Here is a 15,033-nt window from a genome sequence, read left to right on the forward strand (position 1 = left end):
TCTCGCCGGCGCGCCGGAAGCCGGCGCCAGGCCGGCCGACCGTGCGCTCGCCGGCGCCTTCGCGGCCGCGCTGCGCGCCGGCGACATGCCCGGCCTGATGCGCCTGCTCGCGGGCGATGCGGTGCTGCTCTCCGACGGCGGCGGCAAGGCGGTCGCCGCGCGCAACCCGATCCTTGGCGCCGACCGGGTGGTGCGCTTCCTGCTTGGCGTGCGGCGGAAGAACTACGCGCAGGCCAGGCTCGAGGGCGTGACCGTGAACGGCGCGCCGGGCTTCGCGCTCTATGTCGGCGACCGCCTTTCCGGGCTCTATGCCTTCGCCGCCCGCGCAGGGCGCATCACCGCCGTCTACGTGGTGCGCAACCCGGACAAGCTCCGCACCTTCAGGGCCTAAGGCGCGCGCTTGCGGCCGCTCCACATCGCGCGCACCAGGTTCTCGCCGTGCAGCAGGCTCGATGCCGCGACGCCGAGCAGGTGCAGCGCAATGCAGCCGAGCATCAGGTTCGCCAGCGCCTCATGCACTTCCTCCAGAGCCTTGGAGCCCCAGAGCGCGTCGCTCGTCATCAGGATGCCGGTCGCGCATTGCAGGGTGAGCAATGCCAGCATGACGACGATCATCGCACCGCCGGCCGGGTTGTGGCCAAGATGGCGCGGCGCCCGCCCACCCACCACCGTTCGGAGGTAGCCGGCGATGGCACTCGGCCGGCGCACGAAGTCGCCGAAGCGAGCATGCCGGGTACCGACCACGCCCCAGATGAGACGCAGGCCCACCAGTCCGGCAATGCCGTAGCCGGCCGCGAGGTGCAGCGCCTCGATCTCGTCGCCGCTCATGAAAGCGACGGAGAACAGGACGACCAGGCTCCAGTGGAACACCCGCACCAGCGGGTCCCACACTTTGACGGTGGCCGGGGGCAGAGCGCCCCCGGTTTCCGTCCGATGCACGATCGATGTCATCGGCGCACCGTCACAGCCGGCCGATGATCTCGCCCGAGGTCGGGTCGACGAACAGCTCGACCCGGGCGCCGCTCGGATCGATGGTGTAGATCTCGCCGCAGGCGTTCTTCAGCTTGGCCTTGCGCACCTTGTAGCCCATCGCCTCGACCTTGGCCTGCAGGGCCTCGATGCTCATCCACTTGGCGGCCGGCGCGTCGGTGCAGGGCCGGCCCAGGCTGCCGGCCTGCGCGGTGGCGGCGCCGGCGGCGATCGCCATCGCAAGGGTGGAAAGCAGAATGGTCTTACGCATGTCATTCTCCCTGGCTTGGGGTTGTCGCCGCGTCGTGCGGCGGGAACGGCGCCACCATGGCGGCGCGGCGCTGACGCCCGCCTGATGGCCGCTGTCAGCTTCCTGTCAGCTTCGCTGCGGCAGGATCGGGTATGGCTGCGGAGAGCGTGACATGACGCGGTTCCATGCATGGTTGCTGCTGCTGGCGCTGGCCGGGGACCTGGCCCGAGCGACGCCGGCACGCGCCGACGGGTACGACCACGAGCTGGCTCGCCGCGCCGTCGAGGCGGGCGAGGCGAAGCCGCTTGCCGAAATCCTGCCGCTGGTCCGCGAGCGCTTCGGTGGCGAGCTGGTCGGGATCGAGTTCGAGCGCGAGGGCGGCGTCTGGATCTACGAATTCAAGGTGGTCGACACGTCCGGCCGGAAGACAGAGATCTATGTCAATGCCCTGACCGGCGCCGTGGTGCAGGTGAAGGACAAAGGCCGGCACCGGGGCAAGGGCTGAGCATGCGTATCCTGCTGGTGGAGGACGATCCGCGCATCGCCGCCGACGTGGCGCGCGCGCTGACGGCCGCCGGCTATGTGGTGGAGTCCGTGGCCGACGGCGAAGAGGCCTGGTTCCGCGGCGACACCGAGGACTATGCCGCGATCGTGCTCGATCTCGGCCTGCCCGGCATGGACGGGCTCTCGGTGCTGAAGCGCTGGCGGCGCGGCGGCAGCGCCATTCCCGTCCTGGTGCTGAGCGCGCGCGGCAACTGGGCCGAGCGGGTCGAGGGCATCGATGCCGGCGCCGACGACTACCTGCCGAAGCCGTTCCGCATGGAGGAGCTGCTGTCGCGCTTGCGCGCCGTCATCCGCCGCGCCGGCGGGCATGCCGCGCCGCTGTTCGAGATCGGCGATCTTGCGCTCGACCCGCGGCAGATGAAGGTGACATTGCGCGGCGTAGCCGTGCCCTTGTCGCCGCTCGAGTACCGTCTGCTCGCCTATCTGATGCACCGTCAGGGGGAGGTGGTGTCGCAGCTCGAGCTGACCGAGCATGTCTATGTCCAGGACCACGAGCGGGATTCCAACGCCATAGAAGTGCTGGTCGGCCGGGTGCGCCGCAAGATCGGTGCGGAGCTGATCGAGACGCGCCGCGGCTTCGGTTACCTCGTTCCAAGAGCCGAGGAATGAGTGGGCGTTCGCTGCGGCTGCGCCTGGTCGCCGGCGGCGCCGCGGCGCTGGCCGTCGCTCTGATCGCTGCCGCCTTCGGCCTCGCGCTGCTGTTCGAGCGACACGCCACAAGAGTGGTATCCGACGAGCTCGAAGTGGTGTTGCGCCAGCTTGCCGGCGCAGCGGAGGTCGGCTCTGACGGTCGCCTGCTGCTCACCGGGCAGCCGGCCGATCCGCGTTTCGCGGTGCCGCTCTCCGGCCTCTACTGGCAGGTCGGCGACGACCGCGGCGATGTGCTGCGCTCGCGCTCGCTGTGGGACACGGTGCTGGCCCTTCCGGACGATCGTCCCTTGCCGTCGGCGGTGCACCATCACGAGATCGGCGGTCCCGCGGGGCAACAGCTTCTGATCGCCGAGCGGATGCTGCGCCTGGCCGATGGCGAGCAGGATCGGCTGGTGCGCCTCGCCGTGGCAGCCGATCGCGTGCGAATCGAAGGGCCGCGCGCTGCTTTCATTGCCGACCTGCTGCCGGCGCTAGGCCTGCTCGGTCTGCTGCTGGCCGGCGCGGCGTGGGTGCAGATCGGCCTCGGCCTGGCGCCGCTCGCCGCCATCCGGCGCGGCGTTGCCGCCGTCAGGGCCGGCGCTTCGCACCGGCTCGTCACCGACGTCCCGGCCGAGGTGCGGCCGCTGGTCGAGGAAGTGAATGCGCTGCTGGCGGCACAGGAGGCGGCGGTCGAACGCGCTCGCGGCCGCGCCGCCGATTTGGCGCATGGGCTGAAGACGCCGCTCGCCGCGCTCGCCGCCGACAGCCGCCGCCTGCGCGAGCGCGGCCAGGCGGATGTTGCTGCCGACCTGGAGCAGCTCGGCGATGCGATGCGGCGCCATGTCGAGCGCGAGTTGGTGCGCGCGCGCCTGCAGGGCGGGGGGCGGCGCCCGGCGGGCGCAACGGCGCTGGCACCAGTGCTCGATGGCGTGGTCGCGACCCTGGCCCGCACGCCGGCCGGCGCGCGGGTGCGCTTCGAGATCTCCGTAGCGGCCGACCAGACGATGCCGTTCGAGCGGGCCGATCTCGCCGAGATTCTCGGCAACCTGCTCGACAACGCGGCCCGTCACGCGCGCTCGCGCGTCCGCGTGCGGGCAAAGGGGGCGGGCGCAGTCACCACGCTCACTGTCGAAGATGACGGGCCCGGCGTGCCCGAGCCGGCCCGCGACGCGGTGATCCGGCGCGGCGCCCGTCTCGACCAGAGCCCTGGCAGCGGGCTAGGTCTCGCCATCGTGCAGGAGGTGGCAGAGGATTACGGCTGGCATCTGACCCTCGCCACATCGTCTTTGGGCGGCTTGGCCGCAACCATGAGGCCGGGAGCATCCGTTTTCCATAATGATCAAAATAAATTGCAGATCTTGTGATATTATTGTATTATAAGAGAAAGAAACGCTGGGTTTCCGGGATGTGCGTCTCTACGAACCTCGCCTCGCCTCGCCGCCGGCTGACGGCCGCGGAACAGAAGCGCCGCGGAACAGAAGCGCCGCGGAACAGAAGCGCCGCGGAACAGGCGTGCCGCGGAACAGATGCGCCGCGGCTCCCGCGATTGCCCCGAAGGCGACTCGCTTGGCCTCCGCCGCCTGCCCTAGGATGGCGCCATAGCCAAGGGGCCATACCAAGGGGAAGCTCCATGAGCGGCATTCCGGACTACGACAGCTACGATGCTCTCGGACTGGCCGGGCTGGTGGCAGGCAAGCAGGTCACCGCGGGCGAGCTGCTCGACGAAGCCGTGCGCCGCACCGAGAAGGTCAACGGCCAGATCAATGCCGTGACGGTGCGCCTCTACGACGAGGCGAAGGCGCAGATCGCGGGCGGCCTGCCGCAGGGCTCGTTCAGCGGCGTTCCCTTCCTGCTGAAGGATCTCGGCGCGCTGCTGGCCGGCACACGCACCACCTTCGGCTCGCGCCTCTATGCCGAGTTCGTCGCCGATCACGACACCGAACTGGTGTCGCGCTACAAGCGCGCCGGCTTGGTTATCTTCGGCAAGTCCGCCTCGCCGGAGATGGGCATCAGCCCCTCGACCGAGCCCGCTTTGTTCGGCCCCTGCCGCAGCCCCTGGAGCCTGGAACACAGTGCCGGCGGTTCCTCCGGCGGTGCGGCGGCGGCGGTCGCCGCGCGCGTGCTGCCGCTCGCGCATGCGACCGATGGCGGCGGCTCGATCCGCATCCCGGCCTCGGCCTGCGGCCTGTTCGGCCTGAAGCCGACCCGCGCCCGCACGCCGTCCGGCCCCGATGTCGGCGAAGGCTGGGGCGGGCAGAGCATCGCCCATGCCGTCAGCCTCAGCGTGCGCGACAGCGCCGCGCTGCTGGACGCCTCGGCCGGGCCGGATATCGGCGATCCCTATTGGGCGCCGCCGCCGAGGCGGCCGTTCCTCGACGAGGTCGGTGCCGATCCCGGCAAGCTCCGCATCGCGGTGACCACGGTGCCGTGGAACGGCGAGCCGGTGGATGCCGAATGCAAGCTTGCCGCCGAGCAGGCGGCCAAGCTCTGCGAGAGCCTCGGCCATGTGGTCGATTTCGCCACGCCGGTCTTCGATGCCGAGGCCTTGCGCAACGCCACCCGTATCATCGTCGCCGCGAACGTGCGCAACGTGCTGGAGCTGCGCGCCGCCGCGCTCGGCCGCGCTCTGAAGCCGGACGATGTGGAGCCGCTCACCTTCTCGCTCGCGCAATCGGCCGACAAGTACAACGCGATGGACTACGCGCGCTCGGTCAATGTCCTGCATCGCACCGGCCGCATCGTCGCGCATTTCCTGGGCAAGTGGGACGTGCTGCTGACGCCGACCATGTGCCAGCAGCCCTGGCCGCTCGGCGTGCTGTCGCTGTCGAACCCGGACGGCGATGCCTTCGCGACGGCGGTCAACCGCTCGATCGGCTTCACCTCGCTGTTCAACGCGACCGGCAATCCGGCCATGTCGGTGCCGCTGCACTGGACGGCCAAGGGGCTGCCGGTCGGCGTGCAGTTCGTCGGCCGTTTCGGCGACGAGGCCACCCTGTTCCGCCTCGCCGCCCAGCTCGAAGCGGCGAAGCCCTGGATCGCCCGGCGGCCGCCGGTGGTGGCGGCATGACGCCTGGCGCGGCGCGGCGCATCCTGCCGCCGGACGAGTTGAAGGTGCTGTCGGTGCGGGCCGATCTGCCCGGCCTTGTCCGCACTGCCGTCCACGCGGCGGCCATCGCCGCCGGCGCCGCCCTGGTCTGGGCATCGCTCGGCACCTGGTTTGTATGGCCGGCGATGTTCGCGCATGGGCTGACTTTGGTCACGCTGTTCGCGCCGCTGCACGAGAGCGTGCACTACACCGCCTTCCGCTCGCGCCGCCTGGCCGAGATCGTCGGTTGGGTCAGCGGCGTGGCGATCGGCTGGAACGCGCCCTACTACCGCTACTTCCACCTCGCGCATCACCGCTACACCCAGGATCCGCTGCGCGACCCGGAGCTGACCGTGGCCGTGCCCACCGGCTGGCTCTCCTTCGCGCTCCGTCTCTCCGGCTGGACGCATTGGAAGAACCGCTTGCTCGAGCTCTGGGATATCGGCCGCGGCGCGTTCGGGCCGCGTGCCGATTGGATACCGGCTTCGGCGCGCGCCGGCGTCGTGCGCTCGGTGCGTCTGCAGATCGTTTTCTACGCCGCCATCGCCGCGCTCTCGCTCGCGACCGGGTCGATGGCCGTTCTGTGGTACTGGCTGATCCCGGTGGTTATCGCGCAGCCGGCCTTGCGCGCCTGGCTCCTCTGCGAGCACACGCTCTGCCCGGAGACCGACGACCCGCTGGTCAATACGCGGACCACGCTGGTGCCGGCCTTGATGCGGCTCCTGATGTGGAACATGCCGTTCCATGCCGAGCATCACCTCTACCCGCAGATCCCGTTCCACGCACTGCCGGCGGCGCATGAAAGATTGCGGCCGCATTTCGCGCATGTGGTCCGCGGCTATGGGCCGACGCTGGCAGCGATCAGGACGAACTTCCGATGACGACCGGAAAGGCCGGCATCTTCCAGCTCGGCGACGTGAAGCTGCAATGCGGCGTCACCTATCGCGGCATGCAGCTCAGCTACAAGGCCTTCGGCCAACTCGATGCCACGAAATCGAATGCCATCGTCTTCCCGACCTCGTATCAGGCCAAGCACACCGACATCCAGCACATGGTCGGGCCGGGCCGCGCGCTCGACCCCGCGCGCTGGTTCATCGTCATCCTCGACCAGTTCGGCAACGGGCTGTCGTCCAGCCCGAGCAATGCCGAGCCGCCGCTCGACAAGGACCGCTTTCCGCGCATCACCGTCTACGACAACGTGATGGCGCAGCGCCGGCTGATGGTCGAGCTGTTCGGCGTCGACCGCCTGCATGCCGCGGTCGGCTGGTCGATGGGCGCGCAGCAGAGCTATCACTGGGCGGCGCTGTTTCCGGACGCGGTGCCGCGCGTCGCCGCGATCTGCGGCTCGGCCCGGACGGCACCGCACAATGTGGTGTTCCTCGAAGGCGTGAAGGCGGCGCTGACCACCGATCCGGCTTGGCGCGGTGGCTGGTTCGACGGCGTGCCCGAGCGGGGCCTGCGCGCCGTCGCCCGCATCTATGCCGGCTGGGCACTGTCGCAGACTTGGTACCGCGAGGAGCGCTGGCGCGGTCTCGGCTATGCCAGCCTGGAAGACTGCTTGATCCACGACTGGGAGGCGAACTGGCTCAGGCGCGACGCCGCCAATGCGCTCTGCCAGCTCGCCGCCTGGAAACATGCCGATATCAGCGCGAACGAGCTCTATAACGGCGATCTCGCGGCGGCGCTGCGGGCGATCAAGGCGCGGGTGCTGCTGATGCCGGGCGACCACGACCTCTATTTCCAGGTCGCCGACAACCAGGCGGAGATGCAGCACCTGCGCAATGCGGAGCTGGTGCCGATCCCGTCGGTCTGGGGTCACCGCGCCGGCAACCCGACCGCCGCCAATCCGGAGGACCGCGCCTTCGTCGACGCCGCGCTCAAGCGCCTTCTCGAGTCTTGAGCGCGCGGGCGAGGGCGCAGAAGCCTTCGATCGGAATTTCCTCGGCGCGCCGCGTCGGCGCGATGCCGGCTTCGGCGAGCAGGGCCTCCGCGTCGCCCAGCGCCTTCAGGCTGCCGCGCAGCATCTTGCGGCGCTGGCCGAAGGCGGCGGCGGTGACGCGCTCCAGGGTGGCGCGGTCGGTCGGGGCGAGCGGCGCCTCGCGCGGGATCAGCTCGACCACGCTCGATTCCACCTTGGGCGGCGGCGTGAAGGCGCGGGCTGGGACATCGAACTGTCGGCGCACCTTGTGGCTCCACTGCGCGATCACGGCAAGGCGGCCGTACGAGGCGCTGCCCGGCGGCGCGGCGAGCCGCTCCACCACCTCCTTCTGCAGCATCACCGTGATGCTCGCGAACGGCGGCTCGCACGCCAGCCATCGCAGCAGCAGCGCGGTGCCGATGTTGTAGGGCAGGTTGGCGACGATGCGGACCGGCCGGCCGCGGGCGAACAGGGCTGCCGGGTCGAAAGCGAGCGCATCGGCCTCGATCACCTCGATCCGGCCGGGATAGGCGGCGATCAGCGGCTGCAGCGCGGCCACCGCGCGGGCATCGCGCTCCACCGCCACCACCTCGGCGGCGCCTTCGGCCAGCAGTGCGCGCGTCAGGCCGCCGGGGCCGGGGCCGATCTCCAGCACGGTCGCGTTCTGGATGTCGCCGGCGGCGCGGGCGATGCGGCGGGTCAGGTTGAGGTCGAGCAGGAAGTGCTGGCCGAGGCTCTTCTTCGCCGCCAGGCCGGCCGCCGCGATCACCTCGCGGAGCGGCGGCAGCGCCGGTTCATCCGCCGGCATGCCGGGCGCGGTTCGCCGCCATCGTGGCCGCGAGCTTCAGCGCCGCGATCAGGCTGGCCGGATTCGCCTTGGCCGTCCCGGCCAGTTCCAGCGCGGTGCCGTGATCGGGCGAGGTGCGGATCACCGGCGTGCCGATGGTGACGTTGACGCCGCCCCAGAAGTCCACCGTCTTGATCGGGATCAGCACCTGGTCGTGATACATGCCGAGTGCCACGTCGTAGGTCCGGCGCGCCTCGGGGTGGAACAGCGTGTCGGCGCTGAGCGGTCCCCGCGCTTCGACGCCCTCGCGCCGGAGCGCCGCGACGGCGGGCGCGACGATCTCGCCGTCCTCGCGCCCGAGGGCGCCGCCCTCGCCGGCATGCGGGTTGAGCCCGGCCAGCGCGAGGCGCGGCCTGGCGATGCCGAAATCGACCCGCAGAGCCTCGGCGGCGATGCGTCCCGTGGTGAAGATCAGATCGGTGGTGAGCCGCTCGATCGCCGCGCGCAGCGGCAGGTGGATGGTCACCGGCACGACGCGCAGCTCCGGGCTGGCCAGCAGCATGACCGGCGTGCCGCCGGCCAGTTCGCCGATGAACTCCGTCTGGCCGGGATGACGAAAGCCGGCGCGATACAGCACCGCCTTCTGGATCGGGTTGGTCACGACGGCGGCGGCCCGCCCGCTGCGCACGTGTTCGACGGCCAGGCGGATGGCGCCGAGCACGGCTTCGGCATTCGCCTCGTCGGGCACGCCCGGAACCACCTGCCGCGGCAGCGCGAGTGGCAGCACCGGCAGCGCGGTGGCGAAGGCGTCGGCGGCCTCTTCCGGTCCGGCGATCGAGCGCATCGGCACGTCAAGGCCGAGGCGACGGGCGAGCGTTGCCAGCCTCTCGGGGCTGTCGACCACATAGAACGGGGCGATTCCCTCGGAGCTGCGATCGCGCCACGCCATCAGCGCGATTTCGCCGCCCACGCCCGCCGGCTCCCCCATGGTCAATGCAAGCGGCAGCGGGGGCATCGCGGCGCTCACCGGAACTCGACGACCGAATCTCGCCTCAGATCACGCAGCAGGCGGCGGGCACCCTGCTCGATGCGGGCGGAGGCAAGGCGCTCGCGCATCCGGTCGCGGTCGGGCTCCTGGCTCGTCTCCTTGCGCTCGCAGACCATGTACATGCTGAGCCCGCTTTCCGAGGGCACCGGCGGCGAAAGCTTGCCGATCTCCAGATCGGCGGCGATCGGCCGCACCCGGGGCGGCATGTCGCCGACCTTCTGGCGCGGAATATCCGTCGCGCCGCCCTTCAGCTGCAGCTCGCGGGCAACGCGTGTCAGGTCGTCGCAGCCGGTCACGCTGTCAAACACCGCGCGGGCCACCGACAGCGTGGCGTCGGCTTCGGCCCGGCTGGTGTTCGGCGTGATCGGAAAGGTTATCTGCTTCATCGCGACGGTGGCATCGGCCGGATTGCCGAGCCGGATCTGTCGCCGCTCGCGCACCAGCACGATATGGAAGCCCGTGGTGGAGCGGATCGGCTCCGAGATCTGCCCGGGGGAGAGCTTCGCGACCACGCGCTCGACCTCCTCCGGCAGCGTGCCGGCCCGCACCCAGCCGAGATCGCCGCCCGCGGTTGCGGTGCTGCCGTTGCTGAACTGGCGCGCCATGGCCGGGAAGGCGGCGCCGCTGCGCAGCTGCTCGATGATGTTGACTGCGTTGCGCCGCGCTTCCTCTTCCTGGTCGGGATTGTCGACCAGCAGCAGGATCTCTGCCAGCAGGCTCTCCGTGCCGCCGACATCGCGCTTGAGCTGCTGGATGGCGAGGTCGACCTCCTCGTCGGTGATGACGATGCTGGGCAGCACGCGCCGGCGTATCACCTTGCTCCAGGCGATCTCGGCGCGAAGCTGCTGGTTCAGTGCCTGGATGCTGGCGCCCTGGCGGGTAACCACCTCCTCGAACTTGCCTTCCGGAATGTTGTTCTGCCGCTCCAGCTGGCGAATGGCCTGGTCGAGCTCTTCCGGCGTCGCGGCGATCTTCATCCGGCCCGCCTCCTGCATCTGCAGGCGCTCGTCGATCAGATTGCGCAGCACCTGGTCGCGCAGGCGCCGGCGCAGCTCCGGGTTGTTCGGCTGTCCGGTGGCGGCGATGGCGAGGTCGAGGCGCTGGTCGAGATCCTGGGCCGAAATCACCTCGTCGTTGACGATGGCAGCGATGCGCAGAATGTCCTGCGCTGCCGCGCTGCCGAAAACCGGCAGAACGGCGGCCAGCGCCAGGGCGAGGGCGCAAAGGGTCGACAGCGGCGACGAGCGGAACCGCACCGTCAAGCTGCGCCGGGGAGACTGCCTGATCATCGTCCGGCCGGTATCACGCCGACCGGGCAGCCGGCAAGGGCAAAGCCGGATCAGCCAAAATTGAGCAGCCGGATACGCAGGTTGAACGAGGTCGAAGGCTTGATGTCGCGGTCGCGCGAGTTGGACTGCTGAATAAGGGCATCGATCACCAGGCACTCGTCGATATAGCGCAGCCCGAGCGCGCCCGACACCATCCGTTCGACCTCGATATCGTAGCGGACGCCGCCATAGACCGAGATGTACTTGGTGAGCTGCAGGTTGGCGTTGGCCGTGATCTCCTCCCGGTTGCCGAATACCGTGGTGGGGTCCTCGCGGCGCAGGTCGACATAGCCGACGCGGAAGCGCGCCCAGGGGGGGCCGAATCCGGCGGAGATCTCCGACCGCCGGAGCTCCAGCGTATCGCGGTCGAGCCGAAATCGGTGGGTGACGTCGAACATCGAGGACGGGGCGACCACGACACGGCCGACATAGTCGGAATGCTCCTTGTCCAGTCCGGTATCGTTCGGGATGCTGTTATCCGGGTCGATGCGCCAGGACTGCCCGACCAGCACTTCGGAGAACCCGCCCGACAGGCCGTACACGGCGCCGCGCAACCCGTAGTTGATGCGCGGGCCGCCCTCGTAGCGATCGCGGCCGGGGAAGCGGTTGATCGCGAACAGGTTGGTCTCGTCGAACTCGAAATTGCGGCTGTCCTCGTTGGTGATGTTGCTGGGATTGCCGCCATACGGCGCGATCACGCCGGAGACGATCGGCTCGATGATGCTGCGTGCGGTGCCGATCGGGGCGACCAGCGGGTAGCGCCATTCGACGGCGGCCAGCGGCTTGACGCGATGGGCCAGCGCGTCGCCCGTCACACGGCCGCCGCCGGTCGGATCAGTGCCCTCGTTGATCCAGTAGCCGTCGGCGCGCAGCTGGGCGGTGAGGGTGAAGACATGGCCGCCATCGGTGACTACCGGATTGTTGTAGCCGAGGATCGTCGACGCCCGGCGCGTGTCGACGCCATCGGTGCGCACGATGGAAAATGCGTTGGTGTCGGCGGAAAAATACCCGCCCCAGTCGTTCAACTCGCCGGCCCAGTAGTGCTGGATGAGCGGCAGCACGATCGGGGTCAGGCCGTTGCGGTCGGTCGGCAGCAGGCCCTGGAACGCATAGGCGTCGACCGAGGCGAAGCCGCGGCCCCTTATGCCCTCGACGAAGACGTTGCTGGTCAAGGTGTCGAGCGGGCTGAGCTTGTAGAAACGAAGATAGGTGTCGTCGGTGGCGCGCATGATGTCGAAGCCCCAGCGCCAGGTCTCGTCGATCTGGAACCGGCCGATGCCGTTGATATGACCGCGGATATCCTTGTCGCCGTTGCGCGCGCCGGTCGAATCGGGCTTTTCCGAAGAGGTGATGCTGCCGCCGAGCTGGAACTGGCCGCTCGCCACGCGCTGCCGGTACTGGGCGCGCATGACCACGCCTTCCTCGCTGGTGATGAACGGCGTCAGCGTCATGTCGCTGCTGTCGTCCAGCACCAGGTACAGCGGCAGCCGCCCGGTCCAGCCGAGCCGGCTCGACCGGCCGATATCGGGAAACAGCAGGCCCGATTGCCGCTTCACCGTCGGGTCCGGATGGCTCCAATAGGGCGAATAGGCGATCGGGATGCCGAACACCTCGAAGGTCGCGTCGCGGTATTCGATGCGCTGGCGCTGCTGGTCATGCACGATCTGCTCGGCCCGGAACTGCCAGATCGGATCGGCATCCGGCTTCTCGGTACAGACCTGACAGCCGGTATAGACGCCGCGCTGCATCACGGTGCGATTGCCGTCGGCGCGGTAGCCGCTGACTGCGGCGAAACGGGAATCGTCCTTGAACAGCAGACGCAGCCCGGTCAGCACGCCGTTGCGGAACTCGTCGCGCAGCTCGACATAGTCGGCGAAGGCCACCTCGCCGGTCGGCTCCATCAGCACCACATTGCCGCTCGCGGTCACCACGCCGGTGCGTTCGTTGTAGGTGACCATGTCGGCCTGCAGGATGCGGTCGTCCTGCCAGGCTTCGACATTGCCGGTGGCGGTGACGATGCCGAGCTCAGAATCGTGCTTCAGTGTGTCGGCGCGGAACGTGACCGGCTGGTCGCTCGGCCCGCGTACGCGCTTGGGTTGCTCCAGCGCGTGCGCAGCGGTGAAGGTCGCGATGGTGAGCCACGCGACGGTGGCGAAGAGGCGCCCCCGCACGCGCTAGGCCTCGCGCGACACCAGGGCCCGGCGGCCTCTCGCCGCCGATGCCCGACTTTCCTCGTGGGGCAAATCCGAACGCGCGGCCACCCTGCCGCCACCAGGCGGGCTGCAGTGCTCAGCCATCAAGATATAGCGGGTCGGGCTTGGCATGAGCCGGCAGTATAGCGGTGGTTAACCACAGCGCCAGCCTGGCTGCGCCTATGCTTTCCTTTGCCCATCAAGCCGTTAAGATGGATTGCAATCAACGAAAGCGGGCTGGCGCGACGGCCCTGCGAGCAGTCAGAGATCGGCATGAAAATCCAGATCAACGAGCCTTCGCTTCCCAAGTCCGGTGCTTTGCTCATTGGCGTCATTCCGGACCGCAAGCTGCTGGCGACCGGCGAACAGATCGACAAGCTGGCCCAAGGCGCGCTCAGCCGTGCGCTGCAGGCCGGCCGCTTCACCGGCCAGAAGGGCCAGATGATCGAGGTGCTGGCGCCGGCCGGCACCGGGCTGTCCCGTGTGCTGCTCTACGGCCTCGGCAAGCCGGAGGAGATCGATCCGCTGACGCTGGAGAATTGCGGCGGCGACGCGGTGAAGCGCGTTCTTCTCTCGGGTGAGAAGGACCTCGCGATCGCCTGCGACCCGGTGCCGGGCGGCAAGGTCTCGCTCGCCGATGCGGCGGCGAGAATCGCCTTCGGCGCCAAGCTCGGCAGCTACCGCTTCGACAAGTACCGCACCAAGCTGAAGCCGGATCAGCAGCCGAGCCTCGTCAATGTCAACGTGCTGGTGAAGGGCGCGCCGGCGGCGCGCAAGCTGCACCAGCCGCTGGAAAAGCTCGCCGACGGCATCTTCTTCGCCCGCGACCTGGTGACCGAGCCCGCCAACGTCATCTATCCCGAGAGCCTCGCCAAGGAATGCAAGAAGCTCGAGAAGCTCGGCGTCCGCGTCGAGATCCTGGGCGAAAAGGCGATGGAAAAGCTCGGCATGAACACCTTGCTGATGGTCGGCAAGGGCTCGGTGCGCGAGAGCCAGCTGGTGGTCATGCAATATCACGGCGCGCCGAAATCGAGCCAGCCCGTGATTTTCGCCGGCAAGGGCGTCTGCTTCGATACCGGCGGCATCTCCATCAAGCCGGCCGGCGGCATGGAAGAGATGAAGTGGGATATGGGCGGCGCGGCGGCGGTGATCGGCGCCATGCACGCGCTGGCTGGCCGGCAGGCCAAGGTAAACGCCATCGGCATCGTCGGCCTGGTCGAGAACATGCCGTCCGGCGAGGCGCAGCGCCCGGGCGACGTGGTGAAGTCGATGTCCGGCCAGACGGTCGAGGTGATCAACACCGATGCCGAAGGCCGGCTCGTGCTGGCCGACGTGATCTGGTACGCGCATACCAAGTTCAAGCCGCGCTTCATCGTCGACCTCGCGACGCTCACCGGCGCGATCATCATCTCGCTCGGCGCCGAATATGCCGGCCTGTTCGCCAGCGACGACAAGCTGGCTGACCAGCTGTTCGCCGCGGGCAAGGCGGAAGGCGAGAAGGTGTGGCGCCTGCCGCTCGACGACGCCTACGACAAGATGCTGGAGAGCCACATCGCCGACATGGCGAACGTGACGGCGGAGCGCGGCGCGGGCTCGATCACCGCGGCGCAATTCATCAAGCGCTTCACCAACAACGTGCCCTGGGCGCATCTCGACATCGCCGGCACGGCCTGGACCAAGAAGGACAAGCCGACCATCCCGAAGGGCGGCGTCGGATGGGGCGTGCGCCTGCTCAACCGGCTGGTCGCCGACAATTTCGAAGGGAAGTGACCGAGGTCGGCTTCTACCACCTGCTCGACCAGCGGCTGGACGACGCGCTCGCCCAGCTGCTCGAGAAGGCCCACGAGCGCGGCATGCGAAGCCTGGTGCTCACCGGCTCCGAGGCCCGTTCGGAAGCGCTGGCCGGCCATCTCTGGAGCTACAGCCGCGACAACTTCCTGCCGCACGGCACCCGGCTCGACGGTCGCGCCGACGAGCAGCCGATCTTCCTGACCGATCGCGAGGAGAACCCGAACGGCGCCACGGCGCTGTTCCTGGTCGAGGGCGGGCCGGTCGAGTTCGTCGGCCGGTTCGAGCGCTGCTTCGACCTGTTCGACGGCCGCGACGAGGAGGCGGTGACGGCGGCGCGCGAGCGCTGGAAGGCGGCCAAGGCGGCCGGCCACAAGCTCACCTACTGGCGCCGGCAGGAGGCCGGCGGCTGGAAGAAGGAAGCCGAGGCCTAGCGACGACAAGGGCCAGGCGGCAACAAAGGGAGGAAACCAC

The 15,033-nt window shown here is 69.3% G+C and carries 14 protein-coding genes and 1 pseudogene; 9 read left to right on the top strand and 6 right to left on the bottom strand.

Annotated elements, in window-relative coordinates; translation table 11 throughout:
• Positions 1–391 (top strand): annotated as a pseudogene (locus tag DT074_RS13185) (RNA polymerase subunit sigma-24); the annotation flags it as partial.
• Here DT074_RS13185 and DT074_RS13190 read toward each other — a convergent pair.
• Positions 388–951: a cytochrome b/b6 domain-containing protein gene (locus tag DT074_RS13190; RefSeq protein WP_119420324.1), complete on the bottom strand. Its 564-nt coding sequence runs from the start codon at positions 949–951 to the stop codon at positions 388–390. The pseudogene DT074_RS13185 and the gene DT074_RS13190 overlap by 4 nt on opposite strands.
• A 10-nt stretch (positions 952–961) precedes the next feature.
• A complete protein-coding gene (locus tag DT074_RS13195; RefSeq protein ID WP_119420325.1) occupies positions 962–1,240 on the bottom strand; it encodes a PepSY domain-containing protein in 279 nt (92 codons plus the stop codon).
• A 151-nt stretch (positions 1,241–1,391) separates the two neighbouring features.
• On the opposite strand from DT074_RS13195, the gene DT074_RS13200 reads away from it, so the two are divergent.
• The 6 genes from DT074_RS13200 (at position 1,392) to DT074_RS13225 (ending at position 7,398) form a co-directional block, all read left to right on the top strand.
• Positions 1,392–1,724, top strand: coding sequence for a PepSY domain-containing protein (locus tag DT074_RS13200; protein ID WP_119420326.1), 333 nt, complete (start codon positions 1,392–1,394; stop codon positions 1,722–1,724).
• 2 nt (positions 1,725–1,726) lie between these two features.
• Positions 1,727–2,392, top strand: a complete 666-nt coding sequence (locus DT074_RS13205; protein ID WP_119420327.1) for a response regulator transcription factor — start codon at positions 1,727–1,729, stop codon at positions 2,390–2,392.
• Positions 2,389–3,777, top strand: coding sequence for a sensor histidine kinase (locus tag DT074_RS13210; RefSeq protein WP_119420328.1), 1,389 nt, complete (start codon positions 2,389–2,391; stop codon positions 3,775–3,777). The genes DT074_RS13205 and DT074_RS13210 overlap by 4 nt, the downstream gene beginning before the upstream one ends.
• A 266-nt stretch (positions 3,778–4,043) precedes the next feature.
• Complete coding sequence (locus DT074_RS13215) at positions 4,044–5,480, top strand: amidase (RefSeq protein ID WP_119420329.1); 1,437 nt, start codon at positions 4,044–4,046, stop codon at positions 5,478–5,480.
• On the top strand, positions 5,477–6,379 hold the full coding sequence (locus DT074_RS13220; RefSeq protein ID WP_119420330.1) for a fatty acid desaturase: 903 nt from the start codon (positions 5,477–5,479) through the stop codon (positions 6,377–6,379). Before DT074_RS13215 ends, DT074_RS13220 begins: the two co-directional genes overlap by 4 nt.
• Positions 6,376–7,398: an alpha/beta fold hydrolase gene (locus DT074_RS13225; RefSeq protein WP_119420331.1), complete on the top strand. Its 1,023-nt coding sequence runs from the start codon at positions 6,376–6,378 to the stop codon at positions 7,396–7,398. Before DT074_RS13220 ends, DT074_RS13225 begins: the two co-directional genes overlap by 4 nt.
• Here DT074_RS13225 and rsmA read toward each other — a convergent pair.
• The 4 genes from rsmA to DT074_RS13245 form a co-directional block, all read right to left on the bottom strand.
• Complete coding sequence (rsmA, locus tag DT074_RS13230; protein ID WP_119420332.1) at positions 7,376–8,224, bottom strand: 16S rRNA (adenine(1518)-N(6)/adenine(1519)-N(6))-dimethyltransferase RsmA; 849 nt, start codon at positions 8,222–8,224, stop codon at positions 7,376–7,378. The genes DT074_RS13225 and rsmA overlap by 23 nt on opposite strands.
• Positions 8,211–9,218: a 4-hydroxythreonine-4-phosphate dehydrogenase PdxA gene (gene pdxA / locus DT074_RS13235; RefSeq protein WP_119420409.1), complete on the bottom strand. Its 1,008-nt coding sequence runs from the start codon at positions 9,216–9,218 to the stop codon at positions 8,211–8,213. The genes rsmA and pdxA overlap by 14 nt, the downstream gene beginning before the upstream one ends.
• Positions 9,219–9,226: 8 nt before the next feature.
• A complete protein-coding gene (locus DT074_RS13240) occupies positions 9,227–10,507 on the bottom strand; it encodes a peptidylprolyl isomerase (RefSeq protein WP_162914876.1) in 1,281 nt (426 codons plus the stop codon).
• A gap of 83 nt (positions 10,508–10,590) precedes the next feature.
• Positions 10,591–12,750, bottom strand: coding sequence for an LPS-assembly protein LptD (locus DT074_RS13245; protein ID WP_119420334.1), 2,160 nt, complete (start codon positions 12,748–12,750; stop codon positions 10,591–10,593).
• Positions 12,751–13,044: 294 nt separating this feature from the next.
• On the opposite strand from DT074_RS13245, the gene DT074_RS13250 reads away from it, so the two are divergent.
• Together DT074_RS13250 and DT074_RS13255 are read left to right on the top strand one after the other, a co-directional pair.
• Positions 13,045–14,541: a leucyl aminopeptidase gene (locus tag DT074_RS13250; RefSeq protein WP_119420335.1), complete on the top strand. Its 1,497-nt coding sequence runs from the start codon at positions 13,045–13,047 to the stop codon at positions 14,539–14,541.
• On the top strand, positions 14,538–14,993 hold the full coding sequence (locus DT074_RS13255; RefSeq protein WP_119420336.1) for a DNA polymerase III subunit chi: 456 nt from the start codon (positions 14,538–14,540) through the stop codon (positions 14,991–14,993). The genes DT074_RS13250 and DT074_RS13255 overlap by 4 nt, the downstream gene beginning before the upstream one ends.
• The last annotated feature ends 40 nt before the right edge of the window (positions 14,994–15,033 follow it).

The sequence above is a fragment of the Desertibaculum subflavum genome, from assembly GCA_003576705.1.
GTDB lineage: Bacteria > Pseudomonadota > Alphaproteobacteria > Ferrovibrionales > Ferrovibrionaceae > Desertibaculum > Desertibaculum subflavum.

Bases quoted from the DNA above. Each gene is read 5' to 3' on its own strand.
- DT074_RS13220 (WP_119420330.1), top strand. From the start codon at position 5,477: ATGACGCCTGGCGCGGCGCGGCGCATCCTGCCGCCGGACGAGTTGAAG.
- DT074_RS13250 (WP_119420335.1), top strand. From the start codon at position 13,045: ATGAAAATCCAGATCAACGAGCCTTCGCTTCCCAAGTCCGGTGCTTTG.
- DT074_RS13200 (WP_119420326.1), top strand. From the start codon at position 1,392: ATGACGCGGTTCCATGCATGGTTGCTGCTGCTGGCGCTGGCCGGGGAC.
- DT074_RS13210 (WP_119420328.1), top strand. From the start codon at position 2,389: ATGAGTGGGCGTTCGCTGCGGCTGCGCCTGGTCGCCGGCGGCGCCGCG.
- DT074_RS13190 (WP_119420324.1), bottom strand. From the start codon at position 951: ATGACATCGATCGTGCATCGGACGGAAACCGGGGGCGCTCTGCCCCCG.
- DT074_RS13225 (WP_119420331.1), top strand. From the start codon at position 6,376: ATGACGACCGGAAAGGCCGGCATCTTCCAGCTCGGCGACGTGAAGCTG.
- DT074_RS13205 (WP_119420327.1), top strand. From the start codon at position 1,727: ATGCGTATCCTGCTGGTGGAGGACGATCCGCGCATCGCCGCCGACGTG.
- pdxA (WP_119420409.1), bottom strand. From the start codon at position 9,218: ATGCCCCCGCTGCCGCTTGCATTGACCATGGGGGAGCCGGCGGGCGTG.
- DT074_RS13215 (WP_119420329.1), top strand. From the start codon at position 4,044: ATGAGCGGCATTCCGGACTACGACAGCTACGATGCTCTCGGACTGGCC.
- rsmA (WP_119420332.1), bottom strand. From the start codon at position 8,224: ATGCCGGCGGATGAACCGGCGCTGCCGCCGCTCCGCGAGGTGATCGCG.
- DT074_RS13195 (WP_119420325.1), bottom strand. From the start codon at position 1,240: ATGCGTAAGACCATTCTGCTTTCCACCCTTGCGATGGCGATCGCCGCC.